16 protein-coding genes are annotated in these 21,678 nt (G+C 28.3%); 12 read left to right on the top strand and 4 right to left on the bottom strand.

All coding sequences use genetic code 11. The annotated features are described in order from the left end of the window. Positions 1–78: 78 nt before the first annotated feature. Positions 79–1,995, bottom strand: coding sequence for an ATP-binding cassette domain-containing protein (locus GPX08_RS10900; protein WP_156626840.1), 1,917 nt, complete (start codon positions 1,993–1,995; stop codon positions 79–81). 226 nt (positions 1,996–2,221) lie between these two features. Beyond that, a complete protein-coding gene (locus tag GPX08_RS10895; protein ID WP_156626839.1) occupies positions 2,222–3,442 on the bottom strand; it encodes a diphosphate--fructose-6-phosphate 1-phosphotransferase in 1,221 nt (406 codons plus the stop codon). A gap of 187 nt (positions 3,443–3,629) precedes the next feature. Here GPX08_RS10895 and GPX08_RS10890 point away from each other — a divergent pair, with 187 nt between their 5' ends. Both GPX08_RS10890 and GPX08_RS10885 read left to right on the top strand, forming a co-directional pair. After that, the gene (locus tag GPX08_RS10890) at positions 3,630–4,190 is read left to right on the top strand and encodes a hypothetical protein (protein WP_156626838.1); all 561 of its coding nucleotides are present in this window, start codon (positions 3,630–3,632) and stop codon (positions 4,188–4,190) included. 64 nt (positions 4,191–4,254) lie between these two features. Continuing rightward, the gene (locus GPX08_RS10885; RefSeq protein WP_156626837.1) at positions 4,255–4,665 is read left to right on the top strand and encodes a transcriptional repressor; all 411 of its coding nucleotides are present in this window, start codon (positions 4,255–4,257) and stop codon (positions 4,663–4,665) included. Positions 4,666–4,798: 133 nt separating this feature from the next. Here the strand turns inward: GPX08_RS10885 and GPX08_RS10880 are convergent, their stop codons facing one another. Both GPX08_RS10880 and GPX08_RS10875 read right to left on the bottom strand, forming a co-directional pair. Beyond that, on the bottom strand, positions 4,799–5,593 hold the full coding sequence (locus tag GPX08_RS10880; RefSeq protein ID WP_156626836.1) for an iron chelate uptake ABC transporter family permease subunit: 795 nt from the start codon (positions 5,591–5,593) through the stop codon (positions 4,799–4,801). Positions 5,594–5,622: 29 nt separating this feature from the next. Next, positions 5,623–6,264, bottom strand: a complete 642-nt coding sequence (locus GPX08_RS10875; protein ID WP_156626835.1) for an ATP-binding cassette domain-containing protein — start codon at positions 6,262–6,264, stop codon at positions 5,623–5,625. Positions 6,265–6,647: 383 nt separating this feature from the next. On the opposite strand from GPX08_RS10875, the gene GPX08_RS10870 reads away from it, so the two are divergent. The 10 genes from GPX08_RS10870 (at position 6,648) to recJ (ending at position 21,634) form a co-directional block, all read left to right on the top strand. Beyond that, the gene (locus GPX08_RS10870; RefSeq protein ID WP_156626834.1) at positions 6,648–7,046 is read left to right on the top strand and encodes a hypothetical protein; all 399 of its coding nucleotides are present in this window, start codon (positions 6,648–6,650) and stop codon (positions 7,044–7,046) included. Between the two features lie 28 nt (positions 7,047–7,074). Beyond that, the gene (pepF, locus tag GPX08_RS10865; RefSeq protein ID WP_156626833.1) at positions 7,075–8,874 is read left to right on the top strand and encodes an oligoendopeptidase F; all 1,800 of its coding nucleotides are present in this window, start codon (positions 7,075–7,077) and stop codon (positions 8,872–8,874) included. A gap of 274 nt (positions 8,875–9,148) precedes the next feature. Continuing rightward, positions 9,149–10,126: a rhomboid family intramembrane serine protease gene (locus GPX08_RS10860; protein WP_156626832.1), complete on the top strand. Its 978-nt coding sequence runs from the start codon at positions 9,149–9,151 to the stop codon at positions 10,124–10,126. Positions 10,127–10,141: 15 nt separating this feature from the next. Next, positions 10,142–10,762 (top strand): hypothetical protein, encoded by a 621-nt coding sequence (locus GPX08_RS10855; RefSeq protein WP_156626831.1) that lies wholly within the window; start codon positions 10,142–10,144, stop codon positions 10,760–10,762. 202 nt (positions 10,763–10,964) lie between these two features. Then, entirely contained in the window at positions 10,965–12,311 is a 1,347-nt protein-coding gene (locus GPX08_RS10850; protein ID WP_156626830.1) for an NADP-specific glutamate dehydrogenase, read from the top strand. A gap of 337 nt (positions 12,312–12,648) precedes the next feature. Continuing rightward, a complete protein-coding gene (locus tag GPX08_RS10845; RefSeq protein WP_156626829.1) occupies positions 12,649–14,040 on the top strand; it encodes a glycosyltransferase in 1,392 nt (463 codons plus the stop codon). Between the two features lie 232 nt (positions 14,041–14,272). Beyond that, entirely contained in the window at positions 14,273–16,222 is a 1,950-nt protein-coding gene (locus GPX08_RS10840) for a DNA gyrase subunit B (RefSeq protein ID WP_156626828.1), read from the top strand. 21 nt (positions 16,223–16,243) lie between these two features. Beyond that, entirely contained in the window at positions 16,244–19,153 is a 2,910-nt protein-coding gene (locus GPX08_RS10835; protein WP_156626827.1) for a DNA topoisomerase IV subunit A, read from the top strand. Between the two features lie 135 nt (positions 19,154–19,288). After that, entirely contained in the window at positions 19,289–19,828 is a 540-nt protein-coding gene (locus GPX08_RS10830) for a DJ-1 family protein (protein ID WP_156626826.1), read from the top strand. Between the two features lie 18 nt (positions 19,829–19,846). Then, positions 19,847–21,634: a single-stranded-DNA-specific exonuclease RecJ gene (recJ, locus tag GPX08_RS10825; protein ID WP_156626825.1), complete on the top strand. Its 1,788-nt coding sequence runs from the start codon at positions 19,847–19,849 to the stop codon at positions 21,632–21,634. Positions 21,635–21,678: the final 44 nt, after the last annotated feature.

The following is a 21,678-nucleotide window of genomic DNA, read 5'->3' as shown; positions in this document are numbered from 1 at the left end:
GTAATTTGGAACAAATTACAACTTAAAATGTAACTGATAATTATAATTCTAATAAAGGTTGTTATATGTTACCCTTTATTACGCTAGTGTTTCCCATTCTTCATATAAAGAAGATATTTTCTCTTCTAAGGTTTTAATTTCCTTGCTTATTTTTTCACTTTCCACTGGATTCGAATAAACTTCTTCTAAACAAAGTTTTTCCTGAAGGGCAAGTAAATTGTTTTCCTCTTTAGCTATTTCATCTTCAAGTTTTTTAAATCTTAGTTTCATAGCTTTTTCTTCTTTTTCTAATTCTTTTTTCTTTCTTTTTTCTTCTTTTAATTGGGTTTTTGTTTTACCTTTTGCCAATTCTTCCATAGCTTCAAATCTATTTGGATTTATTTTTTTCTCTTGATAGTAGCTATAATTTCCAAGGAACTCTGTTATACCACTTTTGTTAAGCTCAAGTATTCTATTTACTACCTTATTTAAAAAATATCTATCATGAGATATTACCATTAATGTACCATCATAAGTTAATAATGCATCTTCTAATGCTTCTCTAGACATTATATCTAAATGGTTTGTAGGTTCGTCTAATAGAAGAAAGTTTGATTTAGAAATCATTAGCTTTAACAGATTAATTCTACATTTTTCTCCACCACTTAATGTGTTTATTGTTTTGAAAACATCATCACCAGTAAATAGAAAAGATGCAAGATATCCTCTTAGCTTTGATGTGGTTAAGTTAGGAAAATCATCCCATACTTCATCAATAATAGTCTTATCTAAATTTAAATTAGATTGTTCTTGATCATAATAGCCAACATTAACATTAGCACCTAAAATTACTTTTCCAGCATCAGACTTAATATTATCTAAAATAATATTAAATAGAGTAGTTTTACCACCACCATTTTCACCTATTAGGGCAACCTTTTCTCCTCTTTTTAAATCTAAAGAGAGTCCGCTGAAAAGTGTTTTATTATCATAACTTTTTGATAAACCTTCTATATGTAATACATCATGTCCGCTTTTGACTGAAGTCTCAAAGTTGATTTTAGATGCTTCTTTTTCTCTATCAGGGGCATCTAATTTTTCCATTTTATCTAAAGCTTTTTCTCTACTTTCAGCAGCTCGAATACTTTTTTCTCTATTAAAGCTTCTAAACTTTTCGATTATTGCTTCTTGCCTTTTTATTTCTGCTTGTTGAAGATTATAAGCTTTTAATTGAGTTTCATAGTTTTTCTTTCTCTGCTCAATATACTTTGTATAAGGCACGTTATAACAATTTACATGACCATTAATTACTTCAAAGGTATTGTTAGTAACAGAATCTAAGAAAAATCTATCGTGGGATATTACTAATACTGTTCCTTTATAATTTTTAAGATAATCTTCTAACCATTCAATAGCTTCTAAATCTAAGTGGTTAGTAGGCTCGTCTAATAGGATTATATCAGGCTTTTTAAGTAATAGCTTACATAAAGCAACCCTGGTTTTCTGGCCACCACTTAAAGTATTTATTATTTTATCAAAATCATCTTCAATAAAGCCAAGACCTTTTAATATTCTAGATATTTCGCCTTTATATGTATAGCCGCCTTTATGAGAGTAAAGATCTTGAAGGGTGGTATAGTCCTTAATTGCCTTTTCATGAGCAGCCGCATTTTCTTCAGTATAGGGCTCAGCCATTTTACCTTCTAGTATATGTAATCTTTCTTCTATATCTAATAGTTCTTTAAAAACTAAGTTCATTTCATTATATATAGAATTATTCATATCTAAATCAACATGCTGAGTTAGATAGCCTATAGTTCTATTTTTATCTATAAAAATTTCTCCGCTATCTTGAGTAAGCTCTTTAGTTATTATTTTAAAAAGTGTAGATTTTCCCTCACCATTACTTCCAATAATTCCGACTTTATCACCTTCATTTATTGAAAAGGTAATATCTTTTAATACTTCTTGAATACCATAGCTTTTCGATATATCTTTACAACTTAAAACTATCATAAAAGTCCTCCAAATTATTTTAACTATATTTAAATTACGTAAATCACAAAATTAACACTATTATTATACTCTAAGGGGAGTAGCTACGCAAATAATGAGCAATTAAAAAATCAAAGAATAAAGAGAGAATTAAAGAGTTGTAGAATTAGAAAATGAAAGAATTAAGAATTAATGAAAAAACTCAGCGGAAGCTGAGTTTTAAAATTATATTTTACATAATTCTACATTATATATTTCGAATTGTTTTGAATTTTGGAAGATGATTGTCAATAACTAAAGAAGGATTACCAGATATTAATGGAGCAAAATACTCATAAGCTTCTTCTTTAATATTATTTCCTCTTTCATTTATTAATTCCTTAGGAAAATATTTAACGTTATTTGCTATTTTGTTTGCTTCTACTAAAACGTGAGAAGTTTTATAAGGAGAGTTTGATTCTCTCTTAATAGCAACCATATATCCGCTGTTACCTTCTAAAGCGAACTTTAAAGCAGAATATCCAACTTCAAAAGCTTCTTGAAGATCTATATCAGAAGCACAGTGCATAGCACATCTTTGTAGAACACCAAGCTCTAAGGCTTTAACTCTGTTAGTAATACCTGATGATATAATAAGATTTTTAAGATAGTTTCCAACACCACCTAATTGAGCGTGTCCAAATTTATCGTGAGCTTGTTTCTTTTCTTCAGCAATAAATTTTCCGTCAGCATTTCTTATACCTTCTGAAACTACTATAAATACTTTGTTATTTTCAATAAATTTATTCTTAACATCTTCTAAAAAGTTATCTACATTAAATGTTGTTTCTGGTAAGTAAATAAAATCTGCTACTTGTTTACCATCTATTCTTGCAAGACAAGCTGATGCAGCTAACCAACCAGTATCTCTTCCCATAGTTTCTAATATAAAAATTCCGTTATGTATGTAAACTGATGAATCTAAGTATGTTTCCAAAGCTGTAGTTGCAATAAATTTAGCAGCACTACCGAAGCCAGGTGTATGATCTGTGTACATTAAATCATTATCTATTGTTTTTGGAATTCCTATAAATTTTATATCTATACCAGTTTTTTTAGCATAATCACCTAATTTAGCAATTGTATCCATTGAGTCATTTCCGCCTACATAAAAAAAAGCTTTTATATCATTTGCTTTTAAAATTTCTAATAGCATATCATATTCACTTGATGACTCTTCTAATTTTTTCATTTTATATCTGCAAGATCCTAATCCTGATGATGGGGTATACCTAAAGGTATTAAGTTCCGCTTCAGAAAAAGTAGTTAAATCTATAATATTTCCATTTAAAATTCCTTCTATTCCATTTAAACCAGCATATACTTTATCGAAGGCTTTAATATCTTTGTTAGATTGTACTAAACCTACTACACTTGAGTTTATTACAGATGTTGGACCGCCAGATTGAGCGATAATACAATTTGACATTAATTTACTCTCCTTTTATTAAAAATAATGATTAAAACATTATATGTGATATACTTTTTAAAATATCATATACTCTATTTAATAATATACAATAAATTTTTGGTTAAATAAAGTACTTAATTGAAAATTAATATATAAAATTTATGGATAAAACTAATTAATTTAATAATAAAAAAGGGGTTTTTATATGGAATTAAAAGATGTTTCATTAATTGGTATAGCATTAGCTATGGATGCACTAGGAATCACTATAAGCTTAGGAATAAATCCAAGCTTAGTTAAGCAAAATAAGATAAAATTTATTTTATCATTTGGATTTTTTCAATTTTTATTTTTATTTTTAGGGGGATTAGCTGGGAACTTGTTTGATACATATATAGTTTCTATTCCAAGCATTATAGGTGGAATAATAATAACTATAATAGGAATTATTATGATAATAGCAGCTTTTAAAAGTAATAAAAAAGAAGATTCTATTTTGATAAATAAATCAATGTACATGCTATTGGGAATGTCAGTTAGCATTGATGCTTTAGTTCTAGGCTTTACAGCTTTTTATAATGAGAATATTATATTATTATCTCTGGATGGAGTTTTAGTGGGATTAATTACTTTATTAATTTGTACAACAGGCTTTTTTTTATGTCGATATGTTAGAAAAATTAGTTTCGTTTATAAATATGCTGATCTACTTGGAGGCTTAATATTATTAATATTAGGATTAGAAATGATTTTTTTTAATATTTAATATGATTTAATCTAGTGGTATAATGATATTAGTAAAGAGCTTTATAGCACGTTAGGAGAAGAAAATGAGCTGGGAAAATTATTTTAGAGAAAATGGAATTAGAGTTACTGCTGGAAGAATTTCAATACTAAACATAGTAGAAGCCTCAGAAAAAGGACTTTCAGCTGAAAATATATATGATGAATGTAAAAAACAAAATAAGAATTTGAATCTAAGTACAGTTTATAGAACTTTGGAACTTTTAGAGGAAAAAGATGTTATAAAAAAAATCAATATTGATGGACCATCTATATATATATTAAAGAAGGAAAGTCATAAGCATATTTTAGAATGTGATGTATGTCATAAATGTGTTGAAATACCTTGCCCTATGGAAGAAATAGAAGAAGCAATTAAGGCTAAGGTTGGATTTAGTTTAACTCAACACAAGCTTGAGCTTAATGGAATATGCGATGATTGCAAGAAAGATAAATAATTTATAATGCATAATTGAGGAAAAAATTCTAGAAGAGTTTTTGAAATTAAATTTTTTAGTAGTTCCTACGGAATTACATTGAAAATTATTAATTAAAAAAGGAACTGTCTAAAAAAGACAGCTCCTTTTTGTATTATTTGCTAGTAAATCTTTCGAATATTATTGTTAATATTAAAGTGAATACTGATGTTATAGCAATGGTACCACCAGGAGCACTATTAATATAGTATGAAAGCATAAGTCCAACCATAATATCAAAGATTCCAAAGGCTATAGAAGCTAATAGAGTAGTCTTAAAGCCTTTCTTTAATTGCATTGCAGTTGCAACAGGAACTATCATTATGGATGATATAACTAGGATGCCCATAATTTGTATTGACATAGAAATGGTTGCGCCAACTAATATAGTAAAAATATAATTTATAGCTTTTACTTTAATACCTGAAGTTTTTGCACCTTCCTCGTCAAAGGTAATATAAATAAGTTTATTATATAAAAATAAAAGTGCTATTAAGCAAATAACTCCAACTATAAGTATTAATATAATATCTTCTCTTGATACTGTTAAGATACTTCCGAATAAAAAGGAGTTTACTTTAGCAGAGGCTTTTCCACTACTGATAAGAATAATAGCTATACCTAAACTAAAAGTTAAAACAAGACTCATAACTAGTTCGGCATACTTTTTGTAGTAATCTCTTAAAAGCTCAATAATTATTGCACATAAAGTAGTAAATAAAAATGCAGTTATTAAAGGGTTTACCCCAATAACTAATCCTATTGCAACTCCAGCAAAGGATGAGTGAGATAAAGTATCTCCAATCATAGAATATCTTCTAAGAACTAAGAATAGTCCTATAAAGGGACATAGTATTGAAATAATAAATCCAGCCATAAAAGCATTTTGCATAAAATCTAATTGTAACATAAAATCTAACCTTCCTAATAAAGCATTACTTATAAACTATTTCTATATTCTTCTTTAGTAAATAAATAAGCATTTCCATCTTCAATTTTTAGTATGTGTGTAGAGTTATTTAAAGCTATATCAATGTTATGTTCTATTGAAATAATAGTCTTTTTGTTTTCCTTATTTAACTTACATAAAATACTATAAATTTCTTTTTGATTGTTTGAATCTACACCTGTTGATGGTTCATCTAAAATAATTATATCTGGATTTCCCATTAATGCTCTAGCTATTAATACCCTTTGTTGCTGACCGCCAGAAAGCATTCCAAGTAATCTGTTTTCAAATTCTCCCATATTAACAGAGTTTAAAGCAGAAGAAATATCCATACTGCTATTTTTTAATGTCTTTTTATGAGAATTCAAAACTTCCTTAACGGTAATTGGGAATTGAGAATTAAAGGAATCTAATCTTTGAGGAACATAGCCTATAGATTTAGAATTTATAATAATATTCCCACTAGTTGGTTTTAATAAGCCAAGTATTAATTTTATTAAAGTAGTTTTACAGCTACCATTTTCTCCTATAACAGATAAATAGCTGCCTTCTTCAATATTTAAATTCACATCATTAAGTAAATATGGTTTTTTATTTGTATATGAAAAACATAAGTTTTTTATTTCTATCATTAAATCAACTCCTAAGTAATCTAAGTTTAATTATATATGATTATGCAAATGATTTGCAACAAGTTTTTAACACAATATGAATTTAGTTGCAAACAATAGCTTAAATGATTATATTGATTTATAATATGGATAAAACATATAATAAGGTAAATAGTATATAAGCTTTAAATAATTATAATGTAGTTGTTTAAGTTGTATTTTGATTTAATAGTGTTTAAGTAATATTAGTATTTCATAAGCTTATATAAAAAATTAAATAAATATATGCTTTCAATTATTTATTTTACTTAAAAATAAATATTAGTTTTTGATTTTACAACACCACAAAGATGTATAAAATAAATTGAAGCATATATACTTTAAGAAGAGATGGAGGAATTAATATGGATTTTTCTAGTTTAGTACTAATGGAAAAAGATAAAGAAACAGGATTTATATCAAAGGAATTAGGTAGTTTTCAAGTATCAGAAGGAGCTTTGTTCGTTAAAAAACTATATGTTAGAGATGAAATTGTAAATATTTATTTTGATACAAATAAAGATGTTGAAGAATGGGAATACTCAGCTATATATGATGTTTTTAATTATGAAGCTTTTTCTAAGGAAGAATTTGATATCGAAGATATATTAGATGAATATAATCCTACATTTTTAATAAAATTTAAATATGTAGATGATTATGAATTTATGAAGGAAAGATTAACTAGATGTGTTGAGTTAATTGAAGATACTTTAGAGGAGGCTTTCAATAATATAGAAGGAAAGATGGAAGAGTATATTTAGAAGGGAGAGCCTAAATTTAGGCAGTAAAATGAGTGATTTAAAGGTATTAAAGAAAAGAGAAGAAATAGAAGAAAAATATAAATGGAAAATAAATAAAATATTTTCTAGCGATGAGGAATGGGAAAAAGCCTTTGAAAAATTAAAAAAGGATGCACCAGGTTTAAAGGACTTTGAAGGTAAGCTTAATGACAATAATTCAATTAAAAACTTTTTAGAGAAATATGTTGAGCTTGGGATGAAGGCAGAAACTATATATGTTTATGCTCATTTAAAATCAGATGAAGATACGTCTAATGCTAAGTATCAAGCTATGATGAATAAAGTGGATGCATATATGGCAGAGTTTTCAGCATTCACAGCATATTTTGTTCCAGAAATATTAGAACAAGATGAAAATAAGATAAGAGATATAATTAACAATAATGAAGATTTAAAACTTTATAGTTTTATGTTTGAAGGTATTTTAAAGGAAAAGCCACATATATTAAGTAAATCAGAAGAGGAACTTTTAGCATCAGCATCAGATTGTTTAGATGCACCTTCTGCAATTCACAATATGTTAACTAATGCAGATTTGAAATTCGGAGATATAGTAGATGAGGATGGAGAAAAGGTTGAACTTACTGAAGGTAATTACGCTTCATTTATAAAGAGTAAAGACAGAAGTGTAAGAAAAGCTGCTTTTGAAACCTTGTTTAACAGGTACAAAGATTTTGAAAATACTTTAGCTACAACTTTAAGTAGTTCAATAAAAAGCTACAATTTCAGTTCTAAAGTAAGAAAATATAATTCAGCTCTTGAAGCATCATTAAAGCCTAATGATATACCAGTTGAAGTATATAAAAATGCAGTGAAGACTATTAATGATAATATTACCTCACTTCATAGATATGTTGGAGTAAAGAAGAAACTTTTAGGTTTAGATGAAATGCATATGTATGATCTTTATGTTCCTGTTATCGAGATAGAAAAGGATCATATTGAATTTGATAGAGGAGTAGAGATGATTCTTGAAGGATTAAATCCTTTAGGAGAAGAGTATTTATCTGTATTTAAATCAGGTGTAAATGATGGTTGGATAGACATCTATCAAAATAAAGGCAAAAGAGGAGGAGCTTACTCTTGGGGTGCTTATGAAACTATGCCTTATGTACTTTTAAACTACAACTATACATTAAATGATGTATCAACTTTAGCTCATGAAATGGGTCATTCAATCCATTCATACTATTCAAGAAAAGAGCAACCTTATATATATGCAGGTTATACAATTTTCTGTGCTGAAGTGGCATCTACTACTAATGAAGCACTTTTAATTCATTATTTAATAGAAAAAGAAGAGGATAAGAAGAAAAAATTATTCTTAATAAATCAAGAGTTAGAGCAAATAAGAACTACAGTATTTAGACAATTAATGTTTGCTGAGTTTGAGCTTTATACTCATGAATCTTTAGAAAAAGGAATTCCTTTAACAGCTGAAGATTATAATAAAGCTTGGCATGATTTAAATGTAAAATACTTTGGTCCAGATATGATAGTTGATAATGAAATAGATATCGAATGGTCTAGGATTCCTCATTTCTATTCAGATTTTTATGTTTATCAATATGCGACTGGATATGCTGCAGCTTCAGCTTTTGCAAAATCTATATTAGAAGGAAAAGAGGATGCAGTACCTAAATATATTAAATTCTTAAAGAGTGGTGGAAGTGACTATCCTATAGAAATTCTTAAGGCATCAGGAGTAGATATGACTACTTCAAAACCTTTAGAAGCAACTATTGAAAGATTTAATGAACTTTTAGATATGCTTGAGAAAGAAATATAGTGCTGTCGCATAATGAAAAATTAAGAATGAATAATGAAGAATGAATGAAAAAACTCCTGAAGGAGTTTTGAAATTGTAAATTGGGCTGTCTTAAGGCAGCCCAATTGTAATTAAGAATTAAAAGCTAATGAAGGTGCTGTGGAAGAATGCAAATTAACTAAAAAACTCATTTATGTTTTAAAAAACTCAATTTCTCTAAGTGATTCTGAAAGAATTACATGATTAATTGTTAATTATTAATTGTAAATTGTTAATTGAAAAAGGTGGGGTTTACTTGAAAAATTTTGAAAAGGTATTTTTCAATATTTTAACTAGAGAGCTTAAATTCTATATGAAGAATTATTACAGTAATTATCATAAAGAAGATAAGTGGGTTGGTATTTTAAATTTAGATAATACATATGTAGCTGTAGCTGTAACTTTGGACAAAGAGGAAGAAATAACATATAAGGAAGTTAGAGACTATTTACAATATACATTAGATAAACCATTTATAATTAACCTTATTGTATTAAATGAAGGTGAGTATTTAGGAGATTACTATAATAGCAGTGGATATTATAATAAGTTAGTCTTTTCATTAAGTGAAAGAAAAGTTATTTATTGTAGTGAAGGGTCAAAGGCATTTTTACAAGTAATAGATTATATGAATAAGGTAGATACTAAGAAAAAGTTTAATTTTAAAGAATATAAAGTAACCTATAGTCTTATTATTATAAATGTATTAATTTACTTAGTAGAAGTGTTTTTATCTCGTAATATATTAGATATAGATATTTATACTTTAGTTCTTATGGGTGCTAAGTTTAATGTTCTTATAGATCATGGAGAAATATATAGATTATTAACGGCTGCATTCTTACATGGTGGAATTATGCATATATTATTTAATATGGGAGCTTTAAATATAATAGGTAAGGAAGTTGAAGTTATATATGGAGCTAAGAAGTATTTAATAATTTATTTCTTATCAGCCTTTGGAGGTAATATTTTTAGTTATCTAATGAGTCCAGAGAGTATATCTGTTGGAGCATCTGGAGCTATCTTTGGCCTTTTAGGAGCAATGATTGTCTTTGGCTTAAAAGAAAGAGATAAAATAGGAAAAAGATATGCAAGAAATATTATTGAAACTATAGCTATAAATGTAGTAATTGGACTAACTATATCTAATATAGATAACTTTGCTCATCTAGGTGGATTAATTGCTGGAGGATTAATATCATTTATATTAAGTAAAAGAAAAATAAAATAAATTAGGAGTGATACTGTGGAAAAAAGAAAATTTAATAAAGAAATAATCGTTGCTGCATCATTTACAATTTTATTAATAGTTTCTGCTGCATTTGACTTCTTAAATAATAATGGAGAAAAATTATTTAGAATAGGACTAACTTTTATTACTATTGTTGGAGTTTATTTATTATATATCAAAAGTTTTTTAAGAGGATCTAAGATAATATACTACATAAATATGATTTTTGTATTTTTATCAATGTATTTAGCAAGTGTAATAGGATTTTACTCAATAGATAATTATGATAAGTTTTTACATCTTATTTCGGGTTCAGTAATTGCAATAATAGGATATGTATTATTCTTATATTTAACTAATGAAAAATCTAGAGCTGAGTTAAATCCGCTAACTGCTGCTATATTTGTTGTACTATTTGCAACTGCTGCAGCTGGAGCGTGGGAAATTTGGGAGTTTACAACTGATTCTTTATTTGGTTTATCGGCTCAAAATGGAAGCTTAACAGATACAATGTGGGATATAATTTGTGGTACAAGTGTAGGAGTAGTGACAGCAATTCCTATATATTTACATAGTAAAGGCAAAAATATAAAAATTATAGATAAAATAATTGAAGATATAGAAAAAAATAAGTAATTTAATAACAATTAGTTATCGTAAGTAATTCTAAAAAATGTAAGATTAATAAAAAATAGCCCTATTTAAATTTGCACATATCTATGAAAAGGTGTATAATTTTAACGAATTAATAAAATTTTAGAATGTTTTAAAAAAATATAGTAAAAAAATCATTGATATTGTATTATATATATTATTGCAATTTAAGGAGTTGGGGTCAATGTTAGGAAAAGATTATGTAAATAAGGTTTTGGAACAAGTTTCTACAAGAAACGATGGAGAAAAGGAATTTTTAGATGCTGTTACAGAAGTATTAAATTCATTAGTACCAGTGTTTGATAAGCACCCGGAATACATTGCAGAAGGAATATTAGAAAGAATAGTTGAACCTGAAAGACAAATATTTTTTAGAGTTCCATGGGTGGATGATAACGGTAATGTACAAGTTAATAGGGGATTTAGAGTTCAATTTAATAGTGCTATAGGACCTTATAAGGGAGGACTTAGATTTCATCCATCAGTTAACCAAAGTATTATCAAATTCTTAGGCTTTGAACAAATATTTAAGAATTCATTAACTGGGTTACCAATAGGTGGAGGTAAAGGTGGGTCTGACTTTGATCCTAAAGGAAAATCTGATAGAGAAGTAATGAGATTTTGTCAAAGCTTTATGGCTGAATTATGTAAGCATATTGGCTTAGATACAGATGTACCTGCTGGAGATATTGGAGTAGGTGGAAGAGAAATTGGTTATATGTATGGCTATTACAAAAAGATAAGAAATGCAAATGATCAAGGCGTTTTAACAGGTAAAGGGTTAACTTATGGTGGAAGCTTAGCTAGAAAAGAAGCTACTGGATATGGACTAGTTTACTTTACAGAAGAGATGTTAAATGATAATAATTCAAGCTTTAAGGATAAGACTGTAGTTATTTCAGGTTCAGGTAATGTTGCTATTTATGCATGTGAAAAGGCTACTGAACTTGGAGCTAAGGTTGTTGCTTTAAGTGATTCAAATGGATATATATATGATGAAAATGGAATTAACTTAGATGTAGTTAAAGAAATAAAAGAAGTTAAAAGAGGAAGAATAAAAGAATATTTAGATAAAGTTCCTACAGCTAAATATGTAGAAGGATTCAGGAAAATTTGGGAAGTTAAGTGTGATATAGCTTTACCTTGTGCAACTCAAGGAGAAATAGATATAGAATCAGCTCAAATTTTAATTAATAATGGAGTTAAGGTTGTTTCTGAAGGTGCTAATATGCCAACTTCATTAGATGCTATTGAAGCATTACAAAATTCCGGAGTAATGTTTGGACCAGCTAAAGCTGCTAATGCAGGTGGAGTTGCTTGCTCAGCATTAGAAATGTCTCAAAACAGTATGAGATTATCTTGGACATTTGAAGAAGTAGATGCAAAACTAAAAGATATAATGGTTAATATCTATAAAAATGCTAAGAATTCAGCAGAAGAATATGGAGTTTCAGGAAACATATTAATGGGAGCTAATATAGCAGGCTTTACAAAGGTTGCTGAAGCTATGATGGCTCAAGGTATAGTATAATAGTATAAATCTCAATAATAGCAACCCCTATTTTGAGTTTATTAATAAGAATCTCTAGATTAAGTAAATTATTAAAAATAATCTAGAGATTTCTTTTTGTTGATGAAAATATAAATAATATAGGGAATTATTACATTTATAAAATATTGATATCTTAACCTATGTAGGAAAGAATAATAAATGAAGAGTATTGCAGAAGAAGGCAATATTAATGAAATTTTAAGATTTCAAGTCTTGATTTTTTACTTCTATTGGAATATATTTAATAAAGATGTCTAAGACAAAGTTTTATACTAGTAATATAAGGAAATATCCTTTATTTAAAGGAGTGAACGAAATGGAAGATATTATTTTAAATGTAACAGCAGTATTTCAATTAACCGTTTTTGCAATTATGATGTACTATTTTATATTAGCTTTCTTTGGACTTAAGAGAAAGCACGAAAAGAAAAATTACACTCCTACTAAGAAGTTTGCTATGATAGTAGCAGCTCATAATGAGGAAGTAGTAATAGGTAGATTAATTGAAAGTATGCTTCATCAAGATTATCCTAGAGAACTTTTTGATATCTTTGTAATTGCAGATAACTGTACAGACAACACTGCAAAAGAAGCAAGAAAACATGGTGTATATGTTTATGAAAGATTTAACAAGGATGATAAAGGAAAAGGGTATGCACTTGAATGGATGTTTGATAAAATATTCAAAATGCAAAAAAAATATGATGCAGTAGCAATTTTTGATGCTGATAACTTAGTTTCAAAAAATTGGTGCAAGGAAATTAACTCTAAGATGCTTGAGGGCTATAAAGTAGTACAAGGCTACATAGATAGTAAGAATCCAAATGATTCTTGGATAGCTGCCTCTTATTCAATAGCTTTTTGGACTCAAAATAGAATGTATCAATTAGCTAGAGCAAATGTTGGGCTATCTAACCAAATAGGTGGTACTGGTTTTGCAATCGATATAAATATTTTAAAGGAATTAGGCTGGGGAGCTACTTGTTTAACTGAAGACTTAGAATTTAGTTGTAAATTAGTATTAAATGGAGAAAAAGTAGGTTGGGCACATGATGCAATAATTTATGATGAAAAGCCATTAAAATTAAAGCAATCTTGGGTTCAAAGAAGAAGATGGATGCAAGGTTTTACAGATGTTGCAACTAGATATTTCTTTAAACTTGTTAAAAAAGGTATAAAGGAAAGAAAGTGGTTTATACTAGACTGTGCATTATATTCAATACAGCCATTCTTTACATTAATGCTTGGTATTTCAATGGTTTTAAGTTTTATTCAAAGTAATACCAGTGGTGTAAATATATTCTTAGTAAGTTACTTAATTGGTGATGTTTTCTTTAAAGTTATAGGTGTTATGCAATTCTTAATAACTCCTTTAATATTAAGATTAGATAAGAAGATTTCATCAGGACTTTTAATTGCATTAACTTTCTATTCATCAAATGTATTTATTATACCTGAAATTTCAAAACAACTTGATAATTATGGACAAATACTTCTGATGACTATTGGATTTAATGTATTTTTCTTATTAGCAGTTTTATTATTCCTTGGAAAGAAAAAGTTTATTATGTTCTTTAGATTCTTATTATATTCTTTATATACATTAACTTGGATACCAATAACTATTGAAGGTATAATAAGAAAGAATAATAAGGAATGGAACCCTACTAAGCATGTAAGAAATGTAGAAATTTTTGATGTTCAGTAAGTACAAAAGCCTAGCGTAAGCTAAGGCTTTTTTTATTCTTTAGAAGTTTATATTATAAATTAAGTTTCATTTAAAATAATTACGAACATTAGTTTGACATTTTTAAAATAAACAATTATATTTTTATTTGTAGTTTAATTATGATAAAATTATAAAGATTAATTTTTTAACATTGGATTAAACTAAGCTATAGATAATAGCTTTTAATATATAAAAAAATTCGGAGGTTTGTATGAGTACTGAAATGATGAAGGGATATGATGTTACAGATTTAACTTCCTTAGAAAAACTTGAGCCTGTTAGAGTAAGACCAGGGATGTATATTGGCTCTACAGGTAGCAAGGGGTTACATCACTGTATATGGGAAATTTTAGACAATGCTATAGATGAGATATCAAATGGTTATGGAGATAAAGCTACAATAATTATAAATAGAGATAAAAGTCTAACTGTAATAGATAATGGAAGAGGTATTCCAACAGGTATTCATCCAACTAAGAAAAAATCTGGAGTTGAGATGGTATTTACAGAACTTCATACTGGAGGAAAGTTTAATAATAAAAACTATAAAACTTCAGGAGGTCTTCATGGTGTAGGGGCAGCAGTAGTTAATGCATTGTCTTCTTGGCTTGAAGTTGAAGTTTGTCAAAATGGAAATATATATAAACAAAGATTTGAAAATGCTTATGATAAAGAACTAAAAAGAGTAATGCCAGGAACACCAGTTACTAAGCTTGATGTTGTTGGTAAGACTAAGGAAACAGGAACTAAAGTTACGTTTATGCCTGATAAAGAAGTTTTTTCAAGTATAGATTTTAAAGTTGATATTATAGATGAAAGATTACAAGAATTAGCCTTTCAAAATAAGGGGATTCATTTAGAACTTATAGATTTAAGGAAAGAAGAAGAATTTAGAAAAGAATATTACTCTGAAAGAGGACTTTTAGATTTTATTGAATATTTAAATGAAAGTAAAACTGTATTACATCAAGTACCCATATATTTTGAAGGTGAAAAAACAGTAAATAATATACAGATGTTTGGTGAAGTATGTATTCAATTTACTGATTCTTCTACAGAGAATATAGCAAGCTATGTAAATAATATTCCTACTACAGAAGCTGGAACTCATGAAACTGGCTTTAAAACAGGGATGACAAGAGCTTTTAAAGAAGGAGCAAAGAAGCTTGGGCTATTAAAGGAAAAGGATAAGGAATTTGAAGGCGATGACTTAAGAGAAGGTATGACTGCAATAGTAAGAATAAAAATTACTAATCCTATTTTTGAAGGACAAACAAAGACTAAGCTTGGATCTGCTGAAGCTTATACTATGATGAATGATTTAGCTTATACAAAGTTTAGTGAATGGATAGAAGATAGTAAAGAAGTTGCCACTATGATAATAAATAATGCACTTCAAGCAGCTCAAAGAAGAGAAAAAATAAAGAAAATCAACGAAGCTGAAAAGAAAAAAGTAGGTAAAGGAACAGCTCCTCTTGCAGGTAAAGTAGCAGTATGCACCTATAAAGATAATACTGTAAATGAATTTATAGTAGTTGAGGGTGATTCGGCTGGAGGTTCTGCTAAACAAGCGAGAGATAGAAGGTTCCAAACTATTATGCCTTCAAAGGGTAAGATAATGAATACTGAAAAGCAAAAATTAGAAAACGTACTAGCCTCAGAAGAACTTAAGATTTTTAATACTGCTTTAGGTACAGGAACTTTAGATAATTATAAAGAAGAAGATTTAAAATACGATAAAATTATAATTATGAGTGATGCTGATGTTGATGGATATCATATTAGAACACTATGGATGACTTACGTATATAGATATATGAGACCTTTAATTTCAAATGGACATTTATACTTAGCTCAGCCACCACTATATAAGGTTTATAAAAATGTTAAAGGTAAAGAAGTTCACAAGTATGCTTATAGTGATGAAGAACTAGAAGCTGTAAAGAAAGAAATCGGTAAAGGTGCACTTATTCAAAGATATAAAGGTCTTGGAGAAATGAATCCAGACCAATTATGGGAAACTACATTAAACCCTGAAACAAGAACTTTACTTCGAGTTACTATAGAAGATGCTGCTAAGGCAGAAAAAATGGTTTCTTTACTTATGGGAGATATAGTTGAACCGAGAAAAGCTTATATGTATAAGTATGGAGAATTTTAATAAAGGAATTGGAGAAGAGATATGGCTAAGAAAATAAATGAAATACCAAAGGATAATAATATTATAACTGTTCCTTTAGAAGAGGCTATGCCTGACAATTACTTACCTTATGCTATAGAAGTTGCAAAGGATAGAGCACTTCCTGATGTAAGGGATGGATTAAAGCCTGTTCATAGAAGAATATTATATGGAGCCTATCAATTAAAGGCTTTTCCTGATAGACCTTATTATAAGTCTGCAAGAATAGTTGGAGATATTTTAGGTAAATACCATCCTCATGGAGATACTTCAGTTTATGATGCTATGGTAATAATGGCTCAAAACTTCTCAACAAGAGAAACATTAATAGATGGTCATGGTAACTGGGGATCAATGGATGGTGATGGAGCAGCTGCTATGAGATACACAGAAGCAAGACTTGCTCCTATAGCTATGGAGATGTTAAGAGATATTGATAAAGATACAGTAGATATGATTCCTAACTATTCAGATAGTGAAATGGAACCAAAGGTATTACCAAGTAGATATCCAAACCTTTTAGTAAATGGAACTTTTGGTATAGCAGTAGGACTTGCAACTAATATACCTCCACATAACTTAGGAGAAGTAACTGAAGGTGTATTAGCTTATATAGATAATAATGAAATTACTACTAAGGAATTAATGAATTATATAAAGGGACCAGATTTACCTACAGGAGGAATTCTTATAGGTGAAAATTCAATCTTACAAGCATATGAAACTGGAGAAGGTAAGGTTACTCTAAGAGGAAAGACTTCTATTGAAAAATTAGAAAATGGAAGACTTGGAATAGTAATTACTGAATTCCCTTTTAGAAGAAATAAAGCAAAACTTCTTCAAACTATATCAGAAATGACAGGGGATAAAAAGCATGCAAAGGCTTTAGAAGCGATTACTGATATAAGAGATGAATCAGATAGATCAGGTGTAAGAGCTGTTATAGAGCTTAGAAAATCTGCTGATTATGATGTTGCTGATAAGGTTCTTAAATATTTATTTAAAAGAACTGACCTTCAATGTAATTTAAGTTTTAACATGGTTGCATTAGCAGAAGGCAAGCCACTTACTATGGGACTTAAAACGATAATTAAACATTATGTTAATCATCAGAAGGAAATAGTAACTAGAAGAACTAGAAAAGAACTAGAAACTGCTGAAAAGAGATTCCATATCGTTGAAGGTTTTATTAAAGCTATAGATATTTTAGATGAAATTATTAAAACAATAAGAGAATCTAAATCTAAAAAAGATGCATCAGTAAATCTTATAGAGAAGTATGGATTTACTGAATTACAAGCAGAAGCTATTCTAGAGTTAATGTTATATAGATTAACAGGTTTAGAAATTAAGGTTTTCCAAAAGGAATATGCTGAACTTGAAAAGACTATAAAGAGACTAAAGAAAATTTTATCTGAAGAAAAAGAACTTCTAAAAGTTGTAAAAAGTGAACTTAAGGAAGTTTCAGAAAAATATAGTTCTGCTAGAAAGACTGAAATCATTAAAGATGATAGTGAAGCTAAGATAGATGTAGAAGAGCTAATAGTAGTAGAAGATGTTATGGTGACTTTATCTAAAGATGGATTCATTAAGAGAATACCACTAAAGACTTTTAATAGATTAAGTGCAAAACCTGAAGATATAGAATATAGAGAAGGTGATGAGCTTAAATTATTATTTAAATCTAATACAACAGAAACAATTATTGTATTTACAAATAAGGGTAATATGTACCAAACTAAGGGTATAAACATTGTAGAATCTAAGTGGAAAGATAAAGGAGAAAGATTAGACAAAGTTATTAAAACATTAAACTTAGAAGATGAATCAATAATTTATGCAACATCTGTAGATAATTTTATGCCTAATAGATATGTGCAATTTGCCACATCTAAGGGCGGAATTAAAAAGAGTTCATTAGATAAGTTCCAAACTAATTACTCAAAACTTCAAGCTATTAAATTAAAAGATGATGAAGAGGTTATAGATGTAATTATCTTAGAAGGTGAAGATAAAACAGAATTTGCAGCCTTTGAAACTAATGAGGGCTTAAGCTTTAATATTAGTATTCCTGAATTAGAGGATTTACCAAGAAATATATTACCTATTTCATTATTTAATTTAATTCCAAAAGATAAGGTTACTAAGGTAGAGTATATTAATGAAATAGAATATGTTGATTTTTCTATGGGAATAACAGCTAAAGGAAACTTTAAAGGCTTTAATAATATTAAGAAGAGTGATAGTTTAAAAGTTACAACAAATTCATTAAGTGATATATTATTATTCACAAATAAGGGGAAAGTATTTAAAGTGCCTGCTTTCTTATTATCTAATATAAATAAAGAAGAAATACCTTTAAGTAAGGTTATAGATAATCTTGAAAAGGGAGAAAAGGTAATTAAGCTTATCTCTTGTAGCAATTATGATAATAAGTACGTATTTTTCTTTAGTAAAAAAGGTATGATTAAGAAAACTAGCTTAAAGGAATTTGAAGGAAGTTATATGACTCAAATGGCATATAAGTTCAAGTTTGATGGTGATGAATTAATTTCAGTTGAGATATATAATGAAGATGATGTAGAAGTTATAATAATAACTAAAAAGGGTATGGCAATTAAGTTCTTATCTAGTAATATTAATCCTATGGGTAAGGTAGCTTCAGGAGTAACTGGAATTAGTTTAAGAGAAGATGATGAAGTGATTTATGGTAAGCTTATATCAGGTGAAAAATATGATAAACAAAATACATCAGAAATAGCATTAACTTCATTAGATAAATTGACTTTAGTTAGCAAGAACAAAGAAAAAAAGGAAGTCTATATTGAAGATATAAAACTTCAGAATAGAGCTGGAAAAGGTGCTAGCGTAATGACCATAATCTTAGAGGATGAAATTAAAGAAATAGTGTAGGCGCTGCGCTCAATGAAAAATTAAGAATGAATAATGAAAAATTGAGGAAATTCAATTTTAGTAATTTCAAAGGAATTACATCCATAATTTTTCATTCTTAATTTTTAATTATTAATTAAAAGAAGGGGTGTTAAAATGAGAGTTGCTATTTTACTTGCAAATGGCTTTGAAACTTTAGAAGGTTTAACAGTTGTAGATATTTTAAGAAGAGCTGAAGTTGAATGTACTACCTTTGCGCTTGAAGGTATAGAAGTAAAAACTTCTCATAATATTGTTGTGAAAGCTGATAAAAATATTATGGAAGAAGAAATAAAAGAATATGATTTTTTAGTTTTACCAGGTGGAATGCCAGGATCTGCTAACTTGAGAGATAGTAGCAGAGTTATAGAACTAATAAAAGAATTTAATAAAAAGAAAAAATATGTTTGTGCTATTTGTGCAGCACCTATAGCGTTAGCTAAAGCAAATATAATAGAGGGGAAGAATGTTACTCATTATCCTGGATTTGAAGATGAAATAAAAAATGTTAATTACAAAGAAGAACTTGTTGTAGTTGAAGATAATATTATTACTGGAAGAGGTCCTGCAGCAGCGATTCCTTTCGCTTTTGAAATTTTATCTAAAATAGATAAGGAAAAGGTAAATAAAATAAAGTCTGCAATGCTTTTTGATTAAAAGTAGATAGGTGTAACAATGAAAGAAAATTGGATATTAATAAATAAGAAAGAGAGCTTTTTAAAGCTCTCTAATTCCTTAAAGGAGAATCCTTTAGTACTGAGACTATTAGCAAATAGAGGGCTAGAGGATATTAACTTAGCAAAGAGATTTCTTTATGGTACTGTTAAGGATATGTATGATGGATACTTAATGAAAGATATGAAGGAAGGAGTATCTATTATCAAGAATGCCATAATGAATAATAAAAAAATAATTATTTATGGTGATTATGATTGTGACGGTGTCAATAGTACCACAATTTTATATAAGGCACTTAAAAAAGCAGGAGCAAATTATAGTTATTATATTCCTAACAGAGAAGAAGAAGGCTATGGAATGCATAGCGGAAGAATTAGAAAGTTAAAAGAAGAAGGATATGATGTTATATTGACCTGCGATAATGGGATTTCTGCCCTTGAACAAGTTGAAATAGCAAAAGAACTTAATATGGAAGTGGTAATAACAGACCATCATGATATACCTAAAAGAGAAAATGAAGATGGAGAATTAGTTGAAAGTATTCCAAAAGCTGATGCTGTTATAAATCCAAAGAGAAGCGATTGTAACTATCCATTTAAGATGCTTTGTGGTGCAGGGATTGCATTAAAATTTTCTAAATGCCTTTTTGATGAATTGAATATAGAAGAGGAAGCAGTATTAGATTTATTTCAATTTGCTGCTATAGCTACAGTTTGTGATGTTGTTGATCTAGTTGATGAAAATAGAATAATAGTAAAAAAAGGGTTAGAGCTTTTAAATAATACAAAAAATCCAGGTATATTAGAACTTAAGAAAGCTACAGCATTATTTGATAAAAAATTAGAAGAATATCACTTAGGTTTTGTTATAGGGCCGTGTATTAATGCAACAGGAAGGCTTGAAACAGCTGATTTATCTGTTGAACTATTAATTACAGAAGATGAAAAAAGAGCGAAAGCTTTAGCTAATCAACTAAGTGAACTTAATACTATAAGACAAGACTTAACTAAAGAAAGTACTGAAAGAGTTCTTAAGAGATTAGAAACTGAACTTAAGAAAGATGAAAAAGTTATTGTAGTATATGATATGAATATTCATGAAAGTATAGCAGGGATAGTTGCAGGTAGAATAAAAGAAAAATATAACCTACCTTGTATAGTGTTAACTAAGGCTAAGGAAATGCCTAAGGGTTCAGCAAGGTCTATTGAGGGATATAATATTACAGCAGAACTAAGTAAGTGTAAAGAGTTAATTGAAAAGTTTGGTGGACATCCAATGGCTGCAGGTTTATCTTTAAAGGAAGAAAATATAGATGTTTTAAGAAAAAAACTAAATGAAAATTGTCATTTAACAGATGAAGATGTTGTTCCTATAGTTAAGATTGATTTACCTTTAAGTTTAAATTATTTAGATGAGGGATTGATAAAAGTAGTTGAAGAATTAAGACCTTTTGGAAAGGGAAATCCAAGTCCGTTATTTGCAGTCAAGGATTTAAGAGTTGAAAGAATATGGCTTTTAGGAAAAGAGAAAAATTTCTTGAAACTTAGGTTTAGTTTTTATAGTAATGAAAGAAAGCTATATATAGATGGAGTTACTTTTGATAAATTAGAAGATTTTAGAGAGAGCTTTATAAATATTTATGGTGAAGATAAGTATTTAGAAGCAACTGAAACTAGCTTTTTAAATGTAAAGGCAGATGTAATTTATTATCCTAGCATAAATGAATTTAAAGGAAACAGAACAGTGCAAATGAATATTAAAAATATTAGATTAAAAGGTATCTAAAAGAAGAATATAGATATTTAACAGAAATAAGAGATTGATTTAAA

The sequence above is a fragment of the Clostridium tertium genome (assembly GCF_902652255.1).
GTDB lineage: Bacteria > Bacillota > Clostridia > Clostridiales > Clostridiaceae > Clostridium > Clostridium tertium_A.
The sequence above is the reverse complement of the archived record's forward strand: the minus strand, read 5'-3'. Positions and strand labels throughout refer to the sequence as shown.

What these genes read in the sequence shown, in the direction of transcription:
- GPX08_RS10880 (WP_156626836.1), bottom strand. Translation starts at nt 5,593, where the DNA reads ATGTTACAATTAGATTTTATGCAAAATGCTTTTATGGCTGGATTTATT.
- GPX08_RS10870 (WP_156626834.1), top strand. Translation starts at nt 6,648, where the DNA reads ATGGATTTTTCTAGTTTAGTACTAATGGAAAAAGATAAAGAAACAGGA.
- pepF (WP_156626833.1), top strand. Translation starts at nt 7,075, where the DNA reads ATGAGTGATTTAAAGGTATTAAAGAAAAGAGAAGAAATAGAAGAAAAA.
- GPX08_RS10900 (WP_156626840.1), bottom strand. Translation starts at nt 1,995, where the DNA reads ATGATAGTTTTAAGTTGTAAAGATATATCGAAAAGCTATGGTATTCAA.
- GPX08_RS10835 (WP_156626827.1), top strand. Translation starts at nt 16,244, where the DNA reads ATGGCTAAGAAAATAAATGAAATACCAAAGGATAATAATATTATAACT.
- GPX08_RS10845 (WP_156626829.1), top strand. Translation starts at nt 12,649, where the DNA reads ATGGAAGATATTATTTTAAATGTAACAGCAGTATTTCAATTAACCGTT.
- GPX08_RS10850 (WP_156626830.1), top strand. Translation starts at nt 10,965, where the DNA reads ATGTTAGGAAAAGATTATGTAAATAAGGTTTTGGAACAAGTTTCTACA.
- GPX08_RS10830 (WP_156626826.1), top strand. Translation starts at nt 19,289, where the DNA reads ATGAGAGTTGCTATTTTACTTGCAAATGGCTTTGAAACTTTAGAAGGT.
- GPX08_RS10875 (WP_156626835.1), bottom strand. Translation starts at nt 6,264, where the DNA reads ATGATAGAAATAAAAAACTTATGTTTTTCATATACAAATAAAAAACCA.
- GPX08_RS10895 (WP_156626839.1), bottom strand. Translation starts at nt 3,442, where the DNA reads ATGTCAAATTGTATTATCGCTCAATCTGGCGGTCCAACATCTGTAATA.
- recJ (WP_156626825.1), top strand. Translation starts at nt 19,847, where the DNA reads ATGAAAGAAAATTGGATATTAATAAATAAGAAAGAGAGCTTTTTAAAG.
- GPX08_RS10890 (WP_156626838.1), top strand. Translation starts at nt 3,630, where the DNA reads ATGGAATTAAAAGATGTTTCATTAATTGGTATAGCATTAGCTATGGAT.
- GPX08_RS10885 (WP_156626837.1), top strand. Translation starts at nt 4,255, where the DNA reads ATGAGCTGGGAAAATTATTTTAGAGAAAATGGAATTAGAGTTACTGCT.
- GPX08_RS10840 (WP_156626828.1), top strand. Translation starts at nt 14,273, where the DNA reads ATGAGTACTGAAATGATGAAGGGATATGATGTTACAGATTTAACTTCC.